The 17,019-nt window shown below is 67.8% G+C and carries 17 protein-coding genes; 12 read left to right on the top strand and 5 right to left on the bottom strand.

The features are described from left to right. Nucleotides 1-188: 188 nt before the first annotated feature. The 3 genes from ACIBO2_RS37745 to ACIBO2_RS37735 all read left to right on the top strand — a co-directional run bounded on the left by ACIBO2_RS37745 (nt 189) and on the right by ACIBO2_RS37735 (nt 2,308). Complete coding sequence (locus ACIBO2_RS37745; protein ID WP_358557003.1) at nt 189-719, top strand: PadR family transcriptional regulator; 531 nt, start codon at nt 189-191, stop codon at nt 717-719. Nucleotides 720-815: 96 nt separating this feature from the next. Further along, a complete protein-coding gene (locus tag ACIBO2_RS37740; protein ID WP_358557000.1) occupies nt 816-1,868 on the top strand; it encodes an alpha/beta fold hydrolase in 1,053 nt (350 codons plus the stop codon). Beyond that, nucleotides 1,865-2,308: a nitroreductase family deazaflavin-dependent oxidoreductase gene (locus ACIBO2_RS37735; RefSeq protein WP_358556997.1), complete on the top strand. Its 444-nt coding sequence runs from the start codon at nt 1,865-1,867 to the stop codon at nt 2,306-2,308. The genes ACIBO2_RS37740 and ACIBO2_RS37735 overlap by 4 nt, the downstream gene beginning before the upstream one ends. A gap of 9 nt (nt 2,309-2,317) precedes the next feature. On the opposite strand, the gene ACIBO2_RS37730 is transcribed toward ACIBO2_RS37735, so the two are convergent. Both ACIBO2_RS37730 and ACIBO2_RS37725 read right to left on the bottom strand, forming a co-directional pair. Continuing rightward, nucleotides 2,318-4,981: an ATP-binding protein gene (locus ACIBO2_RS37730; protein WP_397303194.1), complete on the bottom strand. Its 2,664-nt coding sequence runs from the start codon at nt 4,979-4,981 to the stop codon at nt 2,318-2,320. Between the two features lie 219 nt (nt 4,982-5,200). Then, nucleotides 5,201-5,839 (bottom strand): NUDIX domain-containing protein, encoded by a 639-nt coding sequence (locus tag ACIBO2_RS37725; protein ID WP_397303191.1) that lies wholly within the window; start codon nt 5,837-5,839, stop codon nt 5,201-5,203. A 96-nt stretch (nt 5,840-5,935) separates the two neighbouring features. On the opposite strand from ACIBO2_RS37725, the gene ACIBO2_RS37720 reads away from it, so the two are divergent. After that, a complete protein-coding gene (locus ACIBO2_RS37720) occupies nt 5,936-6,739 on the top strand; it encodes an aminoglycoside phosphotransferase family protein (protein WP_358556988.1) in 804 nt (267 codons plus the stop codon). An 81-nt stretch (nt 6,740-6,820) separates the two neighbouring features. On the opposite strand, the gene ACIBO2_RS37715 is transcribed toward ACIBO2_RS37720, so the two are convergent. Both ACIBO2_RS37715 and ACIBO2_RS37710 read right to left on the bottom strand, forming a co-directional pair. Next, a complete protein-coding gene (locus tag ACIBO2_RS37715; RefSeq protein WP_358556986.1) occupies nt 6,821-7,060 on the bottom strand; it encodes a hypothetical protein in 240 nt (79 codons plus the stop codon). Beyond that, nucleotides 7,057-7,488, bottom strand: coding sequence for an ATP-binding protein (locus ACIBO2_RS37710; RefSeq protein ID WP_358556983.1), 432 nt, complete (start codon nt 7,486-7,488; stop codon nt 7,057-7,059). The genes ACIBO2_RS37715 and ACIBO2_RS37710 overlap by 4 nt, the downstream gene beginning before the upstream one ends. A 331-nt stretch (nt 7,489-7,819) precedes the next feature. Here ACIBO2_RS37710 and ACIBO2_RS37705 point away from each other — a divergent pair, with 331 nt between their 5' ends. From ACIBO2_RS37705 to ACIBO2_RS37685, 5 genes are all read left to right on the top strand, one after another. Continuing rightward, a complete protein-coding gene (locus tag ACIBO2_RS37705; RefSeq protein WP_358556980.1) occupies nt 7,820-8,710 on the top strand; it encodes a helix-turn-helix transcriptional regulator in 891 nt (296 codons plus the stop codon). Nucleotides 8,711-8,722: 12 nt separating this feature from the next. Next, the gene (locus ACIBO2_RS37700; RefSeq protein WP_358556978.1) at nt 8,723-8,926 is read left to right on the top strand and encodes a DUF397 domain-containing protein; all 204 of its coding nucleotides are present in this window, start codon (nt 8,723-8,725) and stop codon (nt 8,924-8,926) included. Between the two features lie 51 nt (nt 8,927-8,977). Then, nucleotides 8,978-9,295: a hypothetical protein gene (locus ACIBO2_RS37695; RefSeq protein WP_397303187.1), complete on the top strand. Its 318-nt coding sequence runs from the start codon at nt 8,978-8,980 to the stop codon at nt 9,293-9,295. A gap of 648 nt (nt 9,296-9,943) precedes the next feature. Beyond that, nucleotides 9,944-11,863 carry an exo-alpha-sialidase gene (locus tag ACIBO2_RS37690; RefSeq protein ID WP_397303185.1) on the top strand — a complete coding sequence of 640 codons (1,920 nt, stop codon included), beginning with the start codon at nt 9,944-9,946 and terminating at the stop codon, nt 11,861-11,863. 227 nt (nt 11,864-12,090) lie between these two features. Next, nucleotides 12,091-12,801, top strand: a complete 711-nt coding sequence (locus tag ACIBO2_RS37685; RefSeq protein WP_397303183.1) for a FadR/GntR family transcriptional regulator — start codon at nt 12,091-12,093, stop codon at nt 12,799-12,801. A gap of 254 nt (nt 12,802-13,055) precedes the next feature. Here the strand turns inward: ACIBO2_RS37685 and ACIBO2_RS37680 are convergent, their stop codons facing one another. Beyond that, nucleotides 13,056-13,469: a VOC family protein gene (locus ACIBO2_RS37680; protein ID WP_397303180.1), complete on the bottom strand. Its 414-nt coding sequence runs from the start codon at nt 13,467-13,469 to the stop codon at nt 13,056-13,058. A 125-nt stretch (nt 13,470-13,594) separates the two neighbouring features. On the opposite strand from ACIBO2_RS37680, the gene ACIBO2_RS37675 reads away from it, so the two are divergent. From ACIBO2_RS37675 to ACIBO2_RS37665, 3 genes are all read left to right on the top strand, one after another. Further along, the gene (locus tag ACIBO2_RS37675) at nt 13,595-14,458 is read left to right on the top strand and encodes a sigma-70 family RNA polymerase sigma factor (RefSeq protein ID WP_397303177.1); all 864 of its coding nucleotides are present in this window, start codon (nt 13,595-13,597) and stop codon (nt 14,456-14,458) included. A gap of 132 nt (nt 14,459-14,590) precedes the next feature. Further along, nucleotides 14,591-14,806, top strand: a complete 216-nt coding sequence (locus ACIBO2_RS37670) for a hypothetical protein (protein WP_358556961.1) — start codon at nt 14,591-14,593, stop codon at nt 14,804-14,806. A gap of 1,640 nt (nt 14,807-16,446) precedes the next feature. Beyond that, nucleotides 16,447-16,863 carry a hypothetical protein gene (locus ACIBO2_RS37665; RefSeq protein ID WP_397303175.1) on the top strand — a complete coding sequence of 139 codons (417 nt, stop codon included), beginning with the start codon at nt 16,447-16,449 and terminating at the stop codon, nt 16,861-16,863. Nucleotides 16,864-17,019: the final 156 nt, after the last annotated feature.

The following is a 17,019-nucleotide window of genomic DNA, read 5'->3' as shown; positions in this document are numbered from 1 at the left end:
GGCCAGGGTCGTCACCCGACTTGGCGAACGGGCGCAACCCTCACAGGGATGGCAAGGCCCCGCGCCGAACCGCTGGCGCTGGATCAGTGGCCTGAAGGAGCACCGTCCCGGCCCCGCTCCACGGAAGCTAGCCTGGGGCGGGCGCGCGATCGGTGGGTACGACGTGCCCACGGCGAGTGAGGGAGACGATGTCGGCGACGCGACTGCTGGTCCTCGGCGTGGTACGGCTGCACGGTCAGGCACACGGCTACCTGGTCGGATCCGAGCTGGATTCGTGGGAGGTCGCACAGTGGGCGGGGCTCAGGTCGGGCTCGATCTACCACGCTCTCCGTCAGCTGGCCAAGGACGGCCTGCTGGACGCCACCGAGGTGCACGAGTGGCCGGGCCGCATCGACTACGCCATCAACGACAAGGGCGAGGCGGAGTTCTTCGGGCTGCTGAGAAGTGCCCTGAGCGTGCCGGACCGACGCCCGGAGCTGCTCGGCGCGGCCCTCGCCCTACTGCCCGCGCTGCCTGAGAAGGAGGCGCTGGGGCTGCTCAAGGAGCGCTTGCGAGCGCTGGAGGTCGAGCAGGCGCGGATTGTCGCCGCGATGGACGAGCAAGAGCGGCCAACGCATCTGAGGGAGCTGTTCGGCCTGCGCGCGGCGCAGGCGGCGAACGACGCGGCGTGGACCCGTGGCCTGATGAGCAGGTTGGAACGGGGCGACGAACCGGCCTGAGCGACCGGGATTCGAGTTGACGGTGGGGAGGCCGATAAGCCATAGTTCGATACCCAAATTTGGTTAACCAAATTTGGCTATCAACGAAGGAGTTCCATGCGCATCGCGGCAGCAGCGTTACTGGCGCTGATCTCGATTCCCGTGACCACGACCACGACCACGACCCCGGCGGCGGCGAACAGCGCCACCACCTGCAGGACCGTCAGCGCCAAGGTGGCGATGACCGCCGGTGGCGCCGCCGACCAGCGCGTGGCCGGCACCCTGTGCCTGCCGCGCGGCCGCGCCACCAGCGTTCAACTGCTCATCCCCGGCGGCTTCTATGGTCAGGCCTACTGGCAGATGCGCGGGGACCGGCAGCGGCCCTCGTTCGTCGAGACGATGACCGCCGCCGGGTACGCCACGCTGGCCATCGACCGCCTCGGCACCGGCGCGAGCTCGTACCCGCCCAGCGCCCGCTTCCAGCAGGACACCCACCAGATCGTCATCCGCCAGCTCATCCGGCAACTGCGCGAGGGTCGCCTCGGCGGGCCGCGCTTCGCCAAGGTCGTCCTGGTCGGCCACTCGCTCGGCTCGACCCTTGCCCGTACCCTGGCCGCCGCGCATCCGGCGGAGGTGGACGGCGTCATCCTGACCGGCGAGTCGAGCGTGCCCAACGAGGCCGCGTTCGAGCAGATGGGCGCGGGGATCTACCGGGCCGCCGACGATCCGCGCTTCGCCGACCGCGGGCTCGACGACGGCTACCTCACCACCCGGCCGGGCCTTCGGGCCACCTGGTTCTACCACCGGCCCAACGCCGACCCCGAGGTCATCGCCGCCGACGAGGCCGCCAAGACCACCGATGTCTTCCCGCCCGGCGACTCCTATACCCCGCCCTCGATCAACAAGAGCATCCAGGCACCCGTACTGATCGTCAACGGCGAGCATGACAAGCTGCTGGCCGGAGCCCGCTCCTCCTCCGCGCTCCGCAGGCAGGAGGCCCCCTTCTACGGCCCGCGCGCGAGGCTGGAGACCATCGTGGTCCCCGGCACCGGGCACGTACTGAACGCGCACCGCACCGCGCCCCACTGGTTCGCGCAGGCCCGCGAGTGGGTCGACCGCCGCGTGGGCGGGGCGTCGGCCCACGGAGCAACAAACGGAGCGGCTCAATGAGCCACGAGCCGACCGACAGTCCGACCAGGTGGGTGGCCAGGCACGTCAACAGCTACGTCGAGTCCGGCGGCGCCCGGGGCCACCTCTTCCACGGCGCGCCCACTCTGCTGATCACCACCATCGGCCGCCGTTCAGGACTACCGCGCCGCACCGCGCTCATCTACGGCCGCGACGGCGACCGTTACCTCGTGGTCGCCTCCAACGCGGGCGCGGCCGACCATCCGCTCTGGTTCCACAACCTGCTCGCCCAGCCGCGGGTCAGGGTGCAGGTGGGCGCCGATGTGTTCGACGCGGTGGCCCGCCCGGCGACCGCGGACGAGCGGCCCCACCTGTGGGAGACGATGACCGCGATATGGCCGCACTACACGGGCTACCAGCGAAAGGCGCCCAGGGAGATCCCGGTGGTCGTCATCGAGCAGGCGGGCGCGGTCCTTAGCTGAAAAAGGCCCCTACAGGTCGCGCGCGGAGAGCTTCAGCGTGCAGGTGTGCTCGAAGCGGGCGCCCATCCGGGCCCACAACTCGGCCGCGCGGGACAGCGCGTCGAGGTTGGCGTACTGCCGACCGGTCGCCCGCAACACCGTGGCCGCGACCCAGTCGTTTTCCCCGGTGTCCGCGGCGGCCGCGGCCAGGTCGGCTTCCGCACGTGGAAGCTCGGCGGCCACCGCGAGCTCGACAGCCGCGGCGCGCGCGAACGGCAGGTATCGGGCCCGCATCCGGTACTGCCAGGCGTGCTCGGCCAGTTCCGCCGCCCGGTCCAGATCACCGAGGTGCAGCGCGATCCTGGCATCGACGAAGGTGGTCAGCGGGGCCAGCCGAGACTGGAAGGAGCCGTTCTGGTGGGGAGCGGCGCTCTGCGCGGCGCGGTTCCGCCACCGTTCCACGTTGTCCCGGTCTTCGCGCAGGCCGTGGGCGAGGATGACGAACGGCATGGTGACCTGCATCCAGAACATCCGCGGCCGTCCGGCGCGCTGCCAGCCCTCCCACATGGCCTCGGCGAGCCGGATGGCCTCGTCGAGGTCGCCGCTGAGGACGACCATCGGAATGGTCTTGCTGGCGGTCAGATACGCGCTGTCGCCGGACAGGTCGTCGGTACCGATCAGCCGGGCGATGGTACGCGCGGCCGGCAGGTCGCCGGCGGCCACGGCGTCCAGGCAGGCGAGCGCCTGGGCGTCGTCGAGCTCGGCGACGTAGGCGGGGCTGTGCGGGTCCAGGCCGGCCAGCAACTCCAGGCGCTCGCTGGTGATCTGATGCGCCTCGCGGCCGCGGCCGTCGTTGGTCGCGACGGTACGCGCCGCGTCCAGGGCGGCGCTGATCAGGATCGGATCTCCGGTGACCCGTGCCGCCTTGACGGCGGCCGCGGCCAGATCGAAATCGGGCTGAAGCACTTCGGGGCCGTCGGTCCAGGCGGCCGCGCAGGCCAGCCGGGCGGCGACGACCGGATCGTCGTGATCGCCGGCCGCGGTCGCCTCCTCCAGGAGTTCGCGGCGCCGCTCGTACGGGATCGGGCTGCGGAAGGTGACCGGGAACCGACCGGCCATCTCGACAGCGCGGGCGAGCGTGACGGCGCGCGCGTTGCCGTCGCCTGCCGCGCGGGCCCGTTCGGCGGCGGCCAGCCACAGGTCGTACGCCCTGCTCGAGTCGTTGATCACCTGCGCGCAGTCGGCCGCGTGGCCGAGATCGTCGATCGCCTCCGGCGGCGTCGGCGCGCAGCCGGCCGCGCGCTCGTACCAGTCGGTGGACGCGCGCAGATACCCACGCGCGAAGGTGAGCCGGGCCAGCTGCCGGATGAGCCCATGGGTGTCCGGTGCCGTCGCCAGTGCGGCGCGCAGGTCACCCGCCACCCTGTCGAAGGTGGGATGCCAGTTCTCGCCGAGCCGCGCCGCGAGGCCGGTCGCGGTGTCGATGGCCCAGCTCAGGTACCGCCGCCGCACCAGGTCACGCTCCGGGTCGTCGTCGAGCTGCTCGGCGGCGAACGCGCGGATGGTCTCCAGCAGGTGCCAGTTGCCCTGCCGGTGCCGGATCAGGCTCTTGTCGACGAGCCTACCGAGAATGTCGGCGGCGTCAGGGGCGGACAGGCCGACGACGGCGATGGCGGCCGGCAGGTCGAAGTCGCCGACGAACACGCTCAGCCGCCGGAACACGGCGCGCTCGTCCTCGGCGAGCAGGTCGTAACTCCAGCCGATCACCGCTCGAAGCGACCGATGCCGTACCACCGCCCCGCGACCTCCCGCCAGCAACCGCAGGTAGTCGCCCAGTCCGCTCAGCATCCCGGTGGCGCCCAGCGAGGCGCTGCGCGCCGCGGCCAGTTCGATCGCCAGCGGCAGACCGTCCAGCCGGGCGCACAGATCCGTCACCGTCGCCGGGTCTAGTTGGTGGCCGGGGTGTGCCAGCTCGGCGCGGTCCCGGAACAGCTCTTCGGCGTCCGAACCGAGCGCGAGCGGCGCGAGGGGGTGTACCCGCTCGCCGGGGAGTCCGAGCCGCTCCCGGCTGGTCGCCAGGATCGTGGTGGGGCAGGTGGCCAGGATCCGCTCGGCGAACTCGGCCACCGCGTCGGGCACATGCTCGCAGTTGTCCAGCACCAGCAGCGACGGGCCGCGCCGCAACCGGGCCACGACGGCCTGCTCCACCGGCTGCTCGGCATGCTCGGACACGCCCAGCACGGCGGCGACCGCCTGCCCGACCAGGCCGTCTCGTACGGGCACCAGATCGACGAACGCCGCGCCGTAGCGATATCGCGACGCCGCCTCCTCCGCGACCACCCCGGCGAGCCGGGTCTTGCCCACCCCGCCCGGCCCGGCCAGCGTCACCAGCCGGCCGTCCGCCACGGCCGCCAGCACGGCGCCGATCTCGTCCCGCCGCCCGACGAAACTGGTCCGCGGGCGCGGCAGGCCGGCGATGGTCCCGGGCGGCGTGATCGTCTCATCGGTGGTCGCGGCGCGCGCGGCGAGCGCCTGCCGGTCGGTCACGCCGTACTTGCGCAGCAGCGAAGAGACATGGCCCTCGACCGTACGGACGGAGATGTGCATGCGGCGGGCGATCTGGGCGTTGGACAATCCGGCGCCGAGCGTCGTCAGCACCTCGGCCTCCCGCGCCGAGATCTCGGGCCCGCTCACGTGGCCTCCAGGTGGTGACCACGTGGCCGGTACGGATGTCCGCCGGCCGCCGCGGGCGCAAGCCGGAGTCGCGTCGGGAGGTGAGGGTGACCGACTGCGGTCACGAAGCCATGACCCGCGCAGGCAGCGCCATGCGCCTGTCTCATTAGCGCATCTCCCAGATCGTCTCGCCGCTACCCCGTAGGGCGTACGCGTTGCTCACCCGCTTCGAAGCGGTTCTCAGTGAAGCTGGCCGGTTTCGTGCAGGTGGTCGAAGATGATCTGGTCCACGGGGGCTACACGATCGCGGGCGGCGTACGTCAGCCAGATGACTTCTTCGATCTCGCTGCTGGGAGTGGGTGTTCCCTGGTGATCGGCTGTGTAGCAGGTCATCTGTACGTCAACGCCGTCGGCGTGGCCGTGTGCCTGCGCCAGGTAAGTGCCCACGTGGGTGGCTGTGGCGGGGATGATGGCGACGGACAGTTCCTCATCGATCTCGCGAACGAGGGTGTCGAGATCGGTTTCGCCGGGTTCGCGTTTGCCGCCAGGCAGGTAGTAGACGTCCTTACCGCGCGAGCGAGTGCTGAGGATTCTGCCGTCCCGCAGGTGGATCCAGGCGATCTTGTCGATGAGGTTGGCCATCGTGTATCCCCCTCGCTGGTTGAGAACGGCCGATCGAGCAGCCGGTTCGTCCGGTCGTTCGATGAGTCTGCCACGGCGGGAGGGGGTTCCGGCGCGTACGCAGGGCGACCGCGCACGTACCAGGTCGCCGCTGGACCACGCGAGCCCATAACCGACCGCCCAGGTCCCGAGCCCACCCACGGCCAGGTGCGACGCCCAATTGACCGACGGCCGACCGGTGGTGGTCTCCGCCGGCAACGACGGCAAGGTACGGGTGTGAAGCCTGGGCCCGCCATACCCGTCGCCCGGCCCGTGACCGAATGTACCGCTGCGCCACCTCGCCTGTTTAGGGTGATGATCTTCAACAAGATCGGAGAGTGCATGAACACCCAGGCGAGCAAACACACGATCGAAATGCGGTCCGATGTCGTGATCAAGCGATACCGACAGTTGGACTATGGCCAGCCTGAGCGGGAATGGCGAGCATTGGAGCTGCTCAACGAGTACTCCCCTGGGCTTGCGCCGGCGCCCGTGAACGCCGATCTGGAGGCCGACCCGCCAACCGTGGTGATGTCTCGACTCGGCGGCGCCGCCGTGGCGGGACCGATCAAGGGGCAACTGGCGGACGCGCTGGCCGAGGCCGTCACCGGAGTCCAGCAGACGATCCCCCAGCATGTGTTGGAGCGGGTCCCCGCTCGGGCCGGGCATCCAGTCGAACTCCTCGACCAAATTCGATCATGGTGGGCGGCGGCTCCTGATGCGGAACCTGTGGTCAGGGACGCGTTTCGCGAGGCTGGGAACTGGATGAAGCAGCCCATGTTGGAGGTGCTGTTGGCGCAGCCCGGCACTGCGGTGTTCGGCACCGGCGACGGGAACCTGGCCAACTATCTGTGGGATGGGACCAAAGTCGGCGTTGTGGACTTCGAGTTTTCCGGCCGCAGCGATCGCGCCTTCGAACTCGCCGAGGTCGTCGAGCACATATCGGTGTGGCGCAACGACGCCGCCGGCATGACCGCGGTGCTGGAGAGGTTCGGGTTGACGGCTGACGAAGCCGCCCGGCTCACGGAATGCCGCCGCCTTCTCGCGCTGTATTGGCTGTTGCGGACCCGGGGAGAGACCAAGACGGCTCAGGCGGAACGGATGCTGGCGTTGCTGTAGAGGGACGCGTCCAGGTCCGCCCGCAACAAACGGTCGATGAGGTCTTTGTACGGGTCCCGCCGGATCGACCGCCCAGTGACATTACGGTCGGTTATGGTCCGGCTGATGGCTGCCCGGCGGGCAGAGCGGACTGCACAACACGTCGACCCAGACGCCGGTGACCGGCGCGGTGATCTGCTCGACGGCGTCGGCCGGGATCATGTCGTCCGTGACGTCGGCCCAGATCATGCGCATGGCGGAGGCCAGCGTGACGATGCGGGTGCCGCACCGCGCACAGACACGCACGTCACCGGACATCTCCAGGGGCAGCGGGCCACTCACGAAGCTTCCCACTCCCCGCAGACGAACCAGACGGTCTTGCCCTCCGGATCGGGATCGACACCCCACCGATCCGCGTAGGCCGCGACGATCGCCAGCCCGCGACCATGCTCCTCATCGAAGCCGGCCGGCAGCAGGGTCGGCCATCCAGGGCTGCGATCGGCCACCTCCCCCCGAACGCTCCTCCGGTACCGGCGCAGCGAGAGCGTCATCGGCGATCTCGCGTGCACGACCACGTTGGTCGCCACCTCCGAAACGACCATGGTCAGGTCTTCGGCCAGAGCGGACAGGCCCCACCCGGCGAGCGCTTCACGTACGAGTTGCCGCGCCTTACCTACCGACTCGGGGTCGGCGGGCAGGACCCAGCGCATCTCGCATGAGTTCTTGTCGTCCCACACGGAGGCCGGGGGCACGAGGCTAGGGTTCTTCATAGGTCAGGGGGCTCCGTATTCCTGATCCAGTCCTCGGGCGGGTGGTTGCGTCACCACGCCCGAGGACGCCGGGGTTGTCTCCGCTCACCGAATACGCGTCGAGCAGGTACGTGCGCATCGATCGGCGGCATGCGTAGTACGTGAAGACTTGATGCTGACCGTGGCCGCCCACGCACCGGGCAAGCCGGTCTAGAAACGCTCCGGCGTGACCATCGTGGCAACTTTCCGTCCTATAGCGCCCACTCTCTGTGACCGGAGCAGCTAGCCTCATGATGCCTTTGAATGCGCTCAACTAGCAATACCTAAATTCGGCAATGCCTATAGATGCGCTATGTACTATTTGCCGCGATACGCAAAGGAGGCCCTGCACGTGGCATATAGCCCAACGGTCAGGCGAAGGCGCCTTTCCAACGCTCTACGCCAGTTCCGCGAGACCGCAGGTCTCGATTCCAAAGAGGCTGCTCGACGACTCGGGTGGCAGCCCAGCAAAATAACCAGGATCGAAAGGGATGAATGGCGGCGGCCGACTGTTAACGACGTCATGGACCTGCTCGAGGTCTATGGCGTGACGGATGAGGCCAGACGGCAGGCCATCATCGCCCTGGCACGAGAGAGCCGTCGACGCGGATGGTGGGAGGAGGAGTTCAAGGACATCCTGGGTGGAGCACTCGTTGGCTTGGAATGGGAGGCGTCAGAAATCCAGACCTTCGAGGCGATACTGATCCCCGGCCTGCTCCAAACCGCCGACTACGCCAAGGCGGTTTTCAAAGGCGGACGCGTGATGGAGAGGGACGACATCGAACGCCTCACCGAAGCGCGCCTGGCCCGTCAACGGATGTTGGATCGCGAAGACCCGCCGACTCTCTGGGCCATAATCGACGAGGCCGCACTACGCAAGCAGGTCGGCGGCGTCGACGTGATGCGCGAGCAACTCCACCACCTGCGCCGGATGGCCGAGCACCGGAACATCGGCATCCAGGTGCTCCAAGACGCGACTGGCGCGCACACCTCGATGACCGGCGGGTTCACCATCCTTGACTACCAAGCATCTGAGGATCCGAGCATCATCTATGTCGAGGTGGGCTCCGCCGGCGACCTCTTTCTGGAGAAGCCGGAGGATGTAGCCCACTATCGGAAAAGCTACGGCTACCTGCGTGCATCCGCACTGAGCGCCGACGCGTCGGCGACGTACATTGAAGATCTGGCAAAACACCTTAAGTAAGGGGCGGAAGTAATGGATCACCCCCACTCCGGACTTATCTGGCGCAAATCCTCCCGCAGCTCGGCAGAGGGGCAGAACTGTGTCGAGGTCGCGACGCTTTCCAACGGAGGCTGGGCCGTACGCGACTCCAAGAACCCCGGCGGACCCATCCTGACCTTCACCTCGGGCGAGTGGGATGCCTTCATCGGAGGCGCCAAGGACGGTGAGTTCGACTGACGGCCGAGCCAAGCTACAGGACAGAGCCTGCGCAGCGTGGCGCTCCACGGGATGATCGACCGACACAACCCCCACCTGCGCCGACCTGCCGCTGGAGACATCGCAGGTGACCCCACCACCTACTACGCCACCGCCAGCCGCACCGGAAAGCGGTGGACCGCCACAGCCACCGACCTGCCCGGCGGACATACCGTCCAGGCCCAAGACGCAAGCTGGGCCGAGGTGAAGAGCAACGTCGCCGAGCGTGACGCGGTTCGCCAGGCCACCCGCCTCTTCATCGCCCAGGGATGGAGCACCAGGGACGCAGGCAGCGCCATGCGCTTGTCTCACCAGCGCATCTCCCAGATCGTCTCCGCCGCTACCCCGTAGGGGGTACGCGCCCAGCAGCGCCTCGCGCAAGCGGTCTGACTGACCCGCCGGGGCCGTCGCCCGGCCCTCGCCGTTGGCTCAACAGAGGGGCAAGAGCCGGTGGCGGATCACCCCGCGCTTGCGGGCCGTGTCGAGGTAGGAGCGTACGGCCAGACAGGCGCCGGCGCCCATCGGCGTGCAGCACATGCCCGAGCGTCAACAGGGCGCAGGTGCGGCCCATGGGAGGTCGGCGAGCCGGACGCCGAGGCGGGCATAGCCGCTGCCGTCGTGTGGCCGCAAGCACATCGCCACTGATGCGCCCGATGCTCGGGCACCTCGACTCCGGCCAGCGGGATGTCCCATGCCTGCGCCCTCACCCCTGCCATTCCACCGGACGAGGGGCTCCGCGCTGGAAGTGATTCGAGTTCTTGAGCCCCACAGGCCTGATCGCGCAACAAAGCCCAGCTCACAGAACGAAACCGCGTTTCCGATCGGGCACCGCGAATGCGCCGATGTCCCCGCCGTGGATTCTCTCGGGCCGGCCAGACGATCAGCTCACGGACACATTCGCTCACTCGCGAACATCCCACATTCACCATCTGTTAAACATCCAACGTTGGACGTAGGATGTCCCATCCATGACTGTCTCCTGTCAGGAAGGGCAAGGACATGCACGATGGTCACCCCCCAGAGGTCCGTACCGGGCGCTTCTGGCGCCGCCGGGCGGGCGCCGTAGTGGTGCTCGCCGGTTTACTCGTCAGCGGGTTGGGCGCGCCGGCGACCGCGGCGCCGGCGGAGACCTTCCAGGCCGGCGCGACGAGCGACACCGCACCGTTCGTGGACGAGCAGGTGCTCTACAAGCAGGGCGACTTCGGATACGGCTGCTTCCGGATCCCCGCCGTGGTGCGGGCCACGAACGGCATGGTCTTGGCGTTCGCCGAGGGGCGGGTGAAGGACTGCGGCGACGACGAGGACATCGACCTCGTATTGCGCCGTTCCGCCGACGGCGGGCGGACCTGGGGACCACTGCAGGTGATCTCGGAGGGCAACGGTACGACCCACGGCAACCCGGTGCCGATCGTTGACGAGCGTACCGGGCGGGTCGTGCTGGTGAGCACCCACAACGGTGGGGAGCCGTGCCCGAACGGCTGTGACCGCGACCCCTGGGTGCAGTTCAGTGACGACCACGGGGCGACCTGGTCGGCTGCCAGGGAGATGACCGAGGGCAAGCGTCCGGAGTGGAACTTCTGGTACGCCACCGGCCCGATGCACGGCATCCAGCTCAAGCTCGGCCCGCACGCCGGCCGGCTGGTCGTCGGGGCGAGTTTCGAAAGCTGGGACCGGGTCGGCAAGCACGTCTACGGCACGCACTTGCTCTACAGCGATGACAGCGGGGTGACCTGGAACATCGGCGCCGAGACGTCCCGCGACGACGGCACGGTCATCGCCCAGGAGGTCACCGTCATCGAGCTCACCGATGGGCGGATCTACGCCTCGGCCCGCGAGCGCGGCACCGACGAGGGCAGCCGGGCGTACGCGACCAGCAGCGACGGCGGCGAGACGTGGGACGCGCCGTTCCGCACCAAGCCGGCGCCGGCGACGACCGACATCCAGGCGTCGCTGCTGCGGTTCAGCGACAAGCGCATCCTCTTCTCCGCGCCGATGCACCCGGGCGCCCGGGAGGCGATGGGGATCCGGTCGTCCTACGACGAGGGGCGCCGCTTCGAGACGTGGGACGAGGGCAAGGTCTTCTACTGGGGGCCGTCGGCGTACTCGGACATGGTGCGCCTGGACGGCGACGAGGCGGCCCTGATGTACGAGGCCGGCAACATCACGCCGTACGAGCAGATCCGGTTCACCCGGTTCAACGAGGCGTACCTGGAGACGCCGAACGGCACCCCGCCCGGCATCCCCGGGCCCCCGGCGCCCGGCCCGACGACGCCGGACAACTCGCCCTACCGCAACCAGGCGTATGTCCGCGGTGGTGCGCAGACCACCGATGGGCGGTTCGGCAGCGGGCTGGCCCTGGACCGGGTGGACGACCGGGTGGAGGTGCCGTTCAACGACAGCATCGACCTCGGCGCGAAGGACTTCACGCTGAGCTCCTGGATCCGGTATTCGGAGCAGACCGGCGCGCACACGATCCTCTGGTTCCACCGGGTGAACAGGGGCACCAACCCGCCGGCGCTGTGGCTGCGGGCCGAACCGGCCAGCAACCGCATCCGGGCGGTCCTCTCCGTCGACCGGTTCAACGTGACCGTGCAGTCGCCGAGCGCGTACAACGACGGGCAGTGGCACTTCGTGGTGCTCCAGCGGGTACATGGCGAGCTCCGGCTCCTGGTGGACGGAGTACAGGTCTCGTCGGCGGCGGCGCCGGCCGGTTCGGTGACCCTCGGCAAGGAGTTCGGACTTGAGGGGATCCACGTCGGACAGCGGCTGGACGGTGTGGACCGCTTCCGCGGCACGCTGGACGAGGTACGCGTCTACCGGCGCGCCCTCGCGAGCACCGAACTGGACCTGATCCGACGGTTCAACGCCCCGATCGGCGGTCAGCTTGGGCTGCGGCTGCCGTTCGATCACGTCAGCTGAGAGGACACGAACCGCTAGGCGATGGCGCTCGCGTGGTCACGTGGGCGTCATCGCCGTGCCTTGGCGCCGGCCGGGCTGAAGGCGGCGAGGAGCGAGAACGAGCAAGGTCTGTCCGGTTGCCTGTCTGTGTCGTCGACGTAAAATCTCCTGCCCCGCCTGGCCTTCAGAGATCGAGAGGTGGGATGTTTGGACATACGGTCTTCGACGAGCCTGGGGGCAGCATACGTATGCGTGACGGCACGTCGCTTCAGGAGCGCATCGTCGCCATGATCCACGAGCGCGGACTGGCCCCCGGGTCACCGATGCCGACCGAAGTGCAATTGATGGATCTGCTGGGGGCGAGCCGCAACAGCGTCCGCGAGGCCGTACGGGCCCTGCGGGCGTTGGGCATCGTCGAGATCCGGCACGGCCATGGGACGTTCGTCGGGCACGCGTCGCTCGACGTACTGACACCGTCGCTTGCCTTCCGGGTGCGTTCGGGGCCGGGCGGCGGGATCCGCGCGCTGCAGGATCTGGTCGAGGTCCGCGAACTGCTCGAGACCGGGCTGGTCGGCCAGGTGGCCCAGAGCACCAGCGCCCCCCGGCTCGCCGCGTTGGACGCCCTGGTCAATGGCATGGATCGGGACCCGGAAGCCGATCGGGCGTTCCACGCGCTGCTGTACGAGTTGTGCGGCAACGAATTGGTGCTGCAGTTGATCGGTCTGTTCTGGGACGTCTACCACGAGGTCGAGCCGACACTCGGCCCACCGGAGGAGCGAAGCGCGGAGATCGTCGTCAACCACCGCCGGATCGTGGCGGCGCTTCGTGCCCGGGACACCGAGGCCGCCCAGGAGGCGATGCGGCTGCACTTCCGCGACGTCAGGGCGCGCATCGCGCGGGCGGAGGCCCGGCCGGTACCCGCGCCCGGCCATCCCCGGTCACGCCAGCCCGACGGCTGATTTCCATACCGATGGCCTGACGGCCGCCTTCGGCGATGGAGCGTAGGCGCTCGCGGTCGGCATGCCCCGGCGCGTCGCCGACCCAGTGGTTCGGCGTCGATACGATCCCGCGTCGACGCCGAACCTACTCGTCGATACCGGCCACGCCGGTCATGCCGGTCATGCCGAGGGACCTTCGGTTCAGAGGAGTCCGGCCGGCGTGCCCGGCAATGGCCGCGTCACCCACACGCGCCAGAGGCATCGCTGCTCAGCAGTTACTCCGCGTAGGGCTGGTCCTTTCCCTGGGCGCTGTAGCCGAGACTCCAGATGTAGCCGTCCGGGTCCGCGAAGGAGCCGCCGTACCCACCCCAAGGCAGAGCGCCGGCGGGCTTGAGGATCGTGGCGCCGGCCTTCTCGGCCTCCGCGATGATCTCGTCGACTCGCGCCTCACTACGGACGACGTAGGTGAGAACCAGCCCGCTGAAACCGCTGCCTTCCGAGCTCGTGCCCACCTGGTCGGCCAGGCCGTCACGGCCGTAGAAGCCGACGGGCGAGGCTCCGTCCGATTCGAAGAACACCGAGATGCCGTAGTCGTTCTTGATCTTCCAGCCGAGCCCGTCGGTGTAGAACTGCTTGGCCCGGTCCAGGTCCCGGACACCGAGGAGGATCGAGCTGACGTGCGCTTTCATACCTTGTCTCCCTATGTACGTCAGGTGTACGTGTTGCCCGAACATCCGAGCCGGGCCCGGATGTCACATCGGCGTGGTTTCGCCGGTCAATTGGTATGACAGGCCCGGACGGAGGAACGTGACGGATGACTGAGCAGGACTGGGTGAGCCAGCGGTTCGCCGAGCACCAGGACCGCTTGCAAGCGATGGCGTACCGGATGCTCGGCTCGCCCAACGAGGCCGAGGACGCGGTGCAGGAGGCGTGGCTGCGGGTCAGCCGCGCCGACACCGGCCAGGTGGAGAATCCGGCCGGGTGGCTGACCACGGTCGTCGCCCGGGTCTGCCTGAACATGCTCGAAGCACGCCGAAGCCGGCGTGAAGACTCGGCCGGGGCACTACCGCCCGAACCGGACGCGGGTATCCACCCTCCAGATCACGCCGGCCCTGAGGACGAGGCGCTGCTGGCCGATTCGGTCGGGGTCGCGCTGATGGTGGTGCTGGACACGCTGACTCCCGCCGAGCGGCTCGCGTTCGTCTTGCACGACGTCTTCGCCGTGTCGTTCGGCGAGATCGGCCCCATCATCGACCGCTCCCCGGTGGCGGCCCGGCAACTCGCCAGCCGGGCCCGGCGCCGGGTACAAGGAGCGGCCGGGGCATCCGATGCCGCGCGCTCGACGAAGCGGGACATCGTCGAGGCCTTCCTCGCCGCCTCCCGGCGCGGGGATTTCGCCGCCCTGCTCGAGTTGCTCGATCCGGACGCCGTGATCGGCGAGATCCGCGGCGACCAGGCGGTGGCGGCCTTCTTCGCCGGTCGAGCTCAGGCCGCCCGGCTCGCTCTGGTCGACGGGGTACCGGCGGCCGTCTGGTCGCACCTCGGCCGGCCGAAAGCCGTCATCACGTTCACCATCGACGACGAGAAGATCACCCGCATCGATATAGACACCGATCTGGACCGGCTCCGCGACCTCGACATCGTCATTCTTACCGCCGGCGACAAGGAGCGGCGTTGAGCCGACGACCAGCCACGCTCACGCCCCTCCTGAAACGGTGAGTGGTCTACTCGACATGCGCGCGTTTTAGCACGTCATCCCTCAAATGCCGCCAAGTGGTCTACCGGTCGGATACTGGTAGCGACCGAACGGGTGAGCAGGGAGCAGGCCGTGATATCGACACAAGCCGCATGGCAGCGGGTGGCGTTGGGTGGGCTGATCCTGCCGCTGACCGTGATCATTGTCCTCATGACCCCGGCCTTCTTGGTGCTGCCGTTCTTCGCATGCGGCCGTGAGTTCGTCCTCAAGCTGGTGGACGGACTCACCGCATGGGCGCGTGCCATCGTCCCGAAGGCTGATGCCAAATGACGCCAGGAATGTGAGACGAGTCGGCCTGTAAGCCGGGTTCTAATTCGGCGTGATCGTGACATGCGACGGGATCACACGAAATGCTGTCTGACCTACAGGAACATTGTGGTCACTTGTCGTTGCCTGACATCATCTTGCGGTGCGATGTGCCCTGGATGTGCCCTGAGAAGAAGGCATGTCCTCCGAACCATCGTGATGGGACTCGAACCAGAATCTCGTGATGTTGATTAGTTCGTGCTGGTTCAGGCGCGAGGTCGTGTCGGTCAGTGATGTTCAGTCCTGTCCAGGCGAGTTCATCGTGGGTGCCTCCCGGTCTGGCTCCCCTTCAACCTTTCGGCCAATCATGCTTCAGACGTTTCCGTCGGGGCTGTCAACCATCCTGAATTCTTCGATGCGAAGCTTTGGGGACATCTCCTGACCTTGCGTTTTGCCTGGTCAACCCCCCTATTCATGTGCATCGTAGGGCATAGGCAGGTTTCCGTGAGCGTCTTCGATGCCATTCCTTTTGTCACTCAGGTTGGGCGTCAGATCTGTCGTTCCTGTGGCGGAGAACCCTTTCGTCAGGCCTTTAGGTGAGTCCAGCCCGCCCGCCACGCGCCGTACGTAATGCCGTATGACTTCCCACTACAGGTTCCGCCCCGCTTGCACGACTGCTTCGCGAACCTCAGTCGACTGACCTTCCCGCGCTCAAGGCCGTAGTAGTCCATCCTCCACTTCCAGAGATTAGGCCCGATTCCTTTAGTACAGATTGCAACGACTTCCGCGAGATTGTAGGCTTTTTCCCGAGTGGTGCTTTTCCCCGTAGGGATTCCAAATGCGAAGCTGACGTGCTGCTCGCCGACTTTGTACCGCGAGATTCCGGTATCGTAGGTCTTTTTTGCGGTCCCCTGCTTGCATGTCGCGCCCCACTTGGTGTACAGGAATCCGGGAGACGCTGCAGCCGCTTGCGGGGTAATCGCTACTCCGCTAATGGCGATCATGGATGTTGCAAGTCCCACAGCGAATCGCCGCATGACTGGGCTAGCCGGTTTCCTCATGATCCCGCCTTTCGTCGAGAGATATCAACGATGAGATCGTATGAGGGGGCGGTATATTTGAGGTATGTCGGAGATATTGCCGACCACAATTGCTCTGCCCTGGCTGCCCGTCTGCCGTCGTCCCACCCGCAGGGGTAGCGGGCCAGCCGCGGGGCTGCCCGGTCGCGCGCTCGGCGTCAGGGCCGTGATGGAGCGGAGGCGGCCCCGCGGCTGGTCTGCTAGGGCTTGCCCTGGGACGACGGTAGACGGGCAGGCTTTCACCTCAACCACTCATCCACCGTTCGCGGCGATCTTGGCCGCCCCGGAGCCGGAGCGCCCCGCCGGAGGCATGTTCTAACCCCGGCTCTGTCGCCGGCAACAGGTGCGCTGATGAGCTCAGCCCCGTGACCCGAGTAGTGCGCTCCTCTTGCGGCCCTGCCCTTCGTCCGCGCCAGCCGACCGGCGTTGTGACGGGTCGGGCGCGGGAGCCCAAGCGGGAGTGCCCGGCCCGTGCCGCGTCGGCGGCGCGTGCGGCCCGGGCAGGGCCGCTTTAAAGACGTACAGAAAGTTCTCACAGACCAGAGACGCGACAGAGAAGTATACGTTGTGGCTGCTGAGTAGTTCGTGAGCTTGGTCAAGCGTTCGATCGGCGTTGGCTTTGTCACCCATCAACGCGAAGCCGTACGCGGCCTTTGTGGCTGCGATCGCACCGAGCCGGGTTTCAGGACGAGCCTGAGCCGTTGCGGCTTGAGCGCGGTCAACCGCGGTGCCCCCGTCGCGCATGTCGCCGGCCAGTTGGCTCTTCTGGGCCAGGACGAACGTGGTCAGGTCGGGGACACCTGTTGCGTGCGACCACTCCAACGCTCTGTCCGTCCAGAACTGGGCAGAACGGAAGTCGCCAGCGTCCTGGTACAACCAACCGCACAGTTCAGCGAATTGAGTCTGGACGTAGAGGAGCTCTGCTGCGTCGACACCCTGGTAGACCTGGCGCAACTGCCTGATGGCATCGATCTGGCCTTCTACTGTGGGGATAACTCGTAGCGGTCCCAAAAGGTTGCCGTTGTCAATGAGGACACGACGGAGCTGCCGGAAGTGCTCGGCTGGCTTGAGGTTCGGGCCAAGAGTGGCCTGTGGGGAGCAGCGGCACAAGCCCGCGAATACAACCGAGCAGGACGCGAAGAACTCGCCTACGAACAG

Origin of the sequence: Nonomuraea sp. NPDC050022, from assembly GCF_044460705.1 — a bacterium.
Lineage (GTDB): Bacteria > Actinomycetota > Actinomycetes > Streptosporangiales > Streptosporangiaceae > Nonomuraea.
Note: the sequence above shows the minus strand (reverse complement) of the source record. Positions and strands in the feature narration are given on the sequence as shown.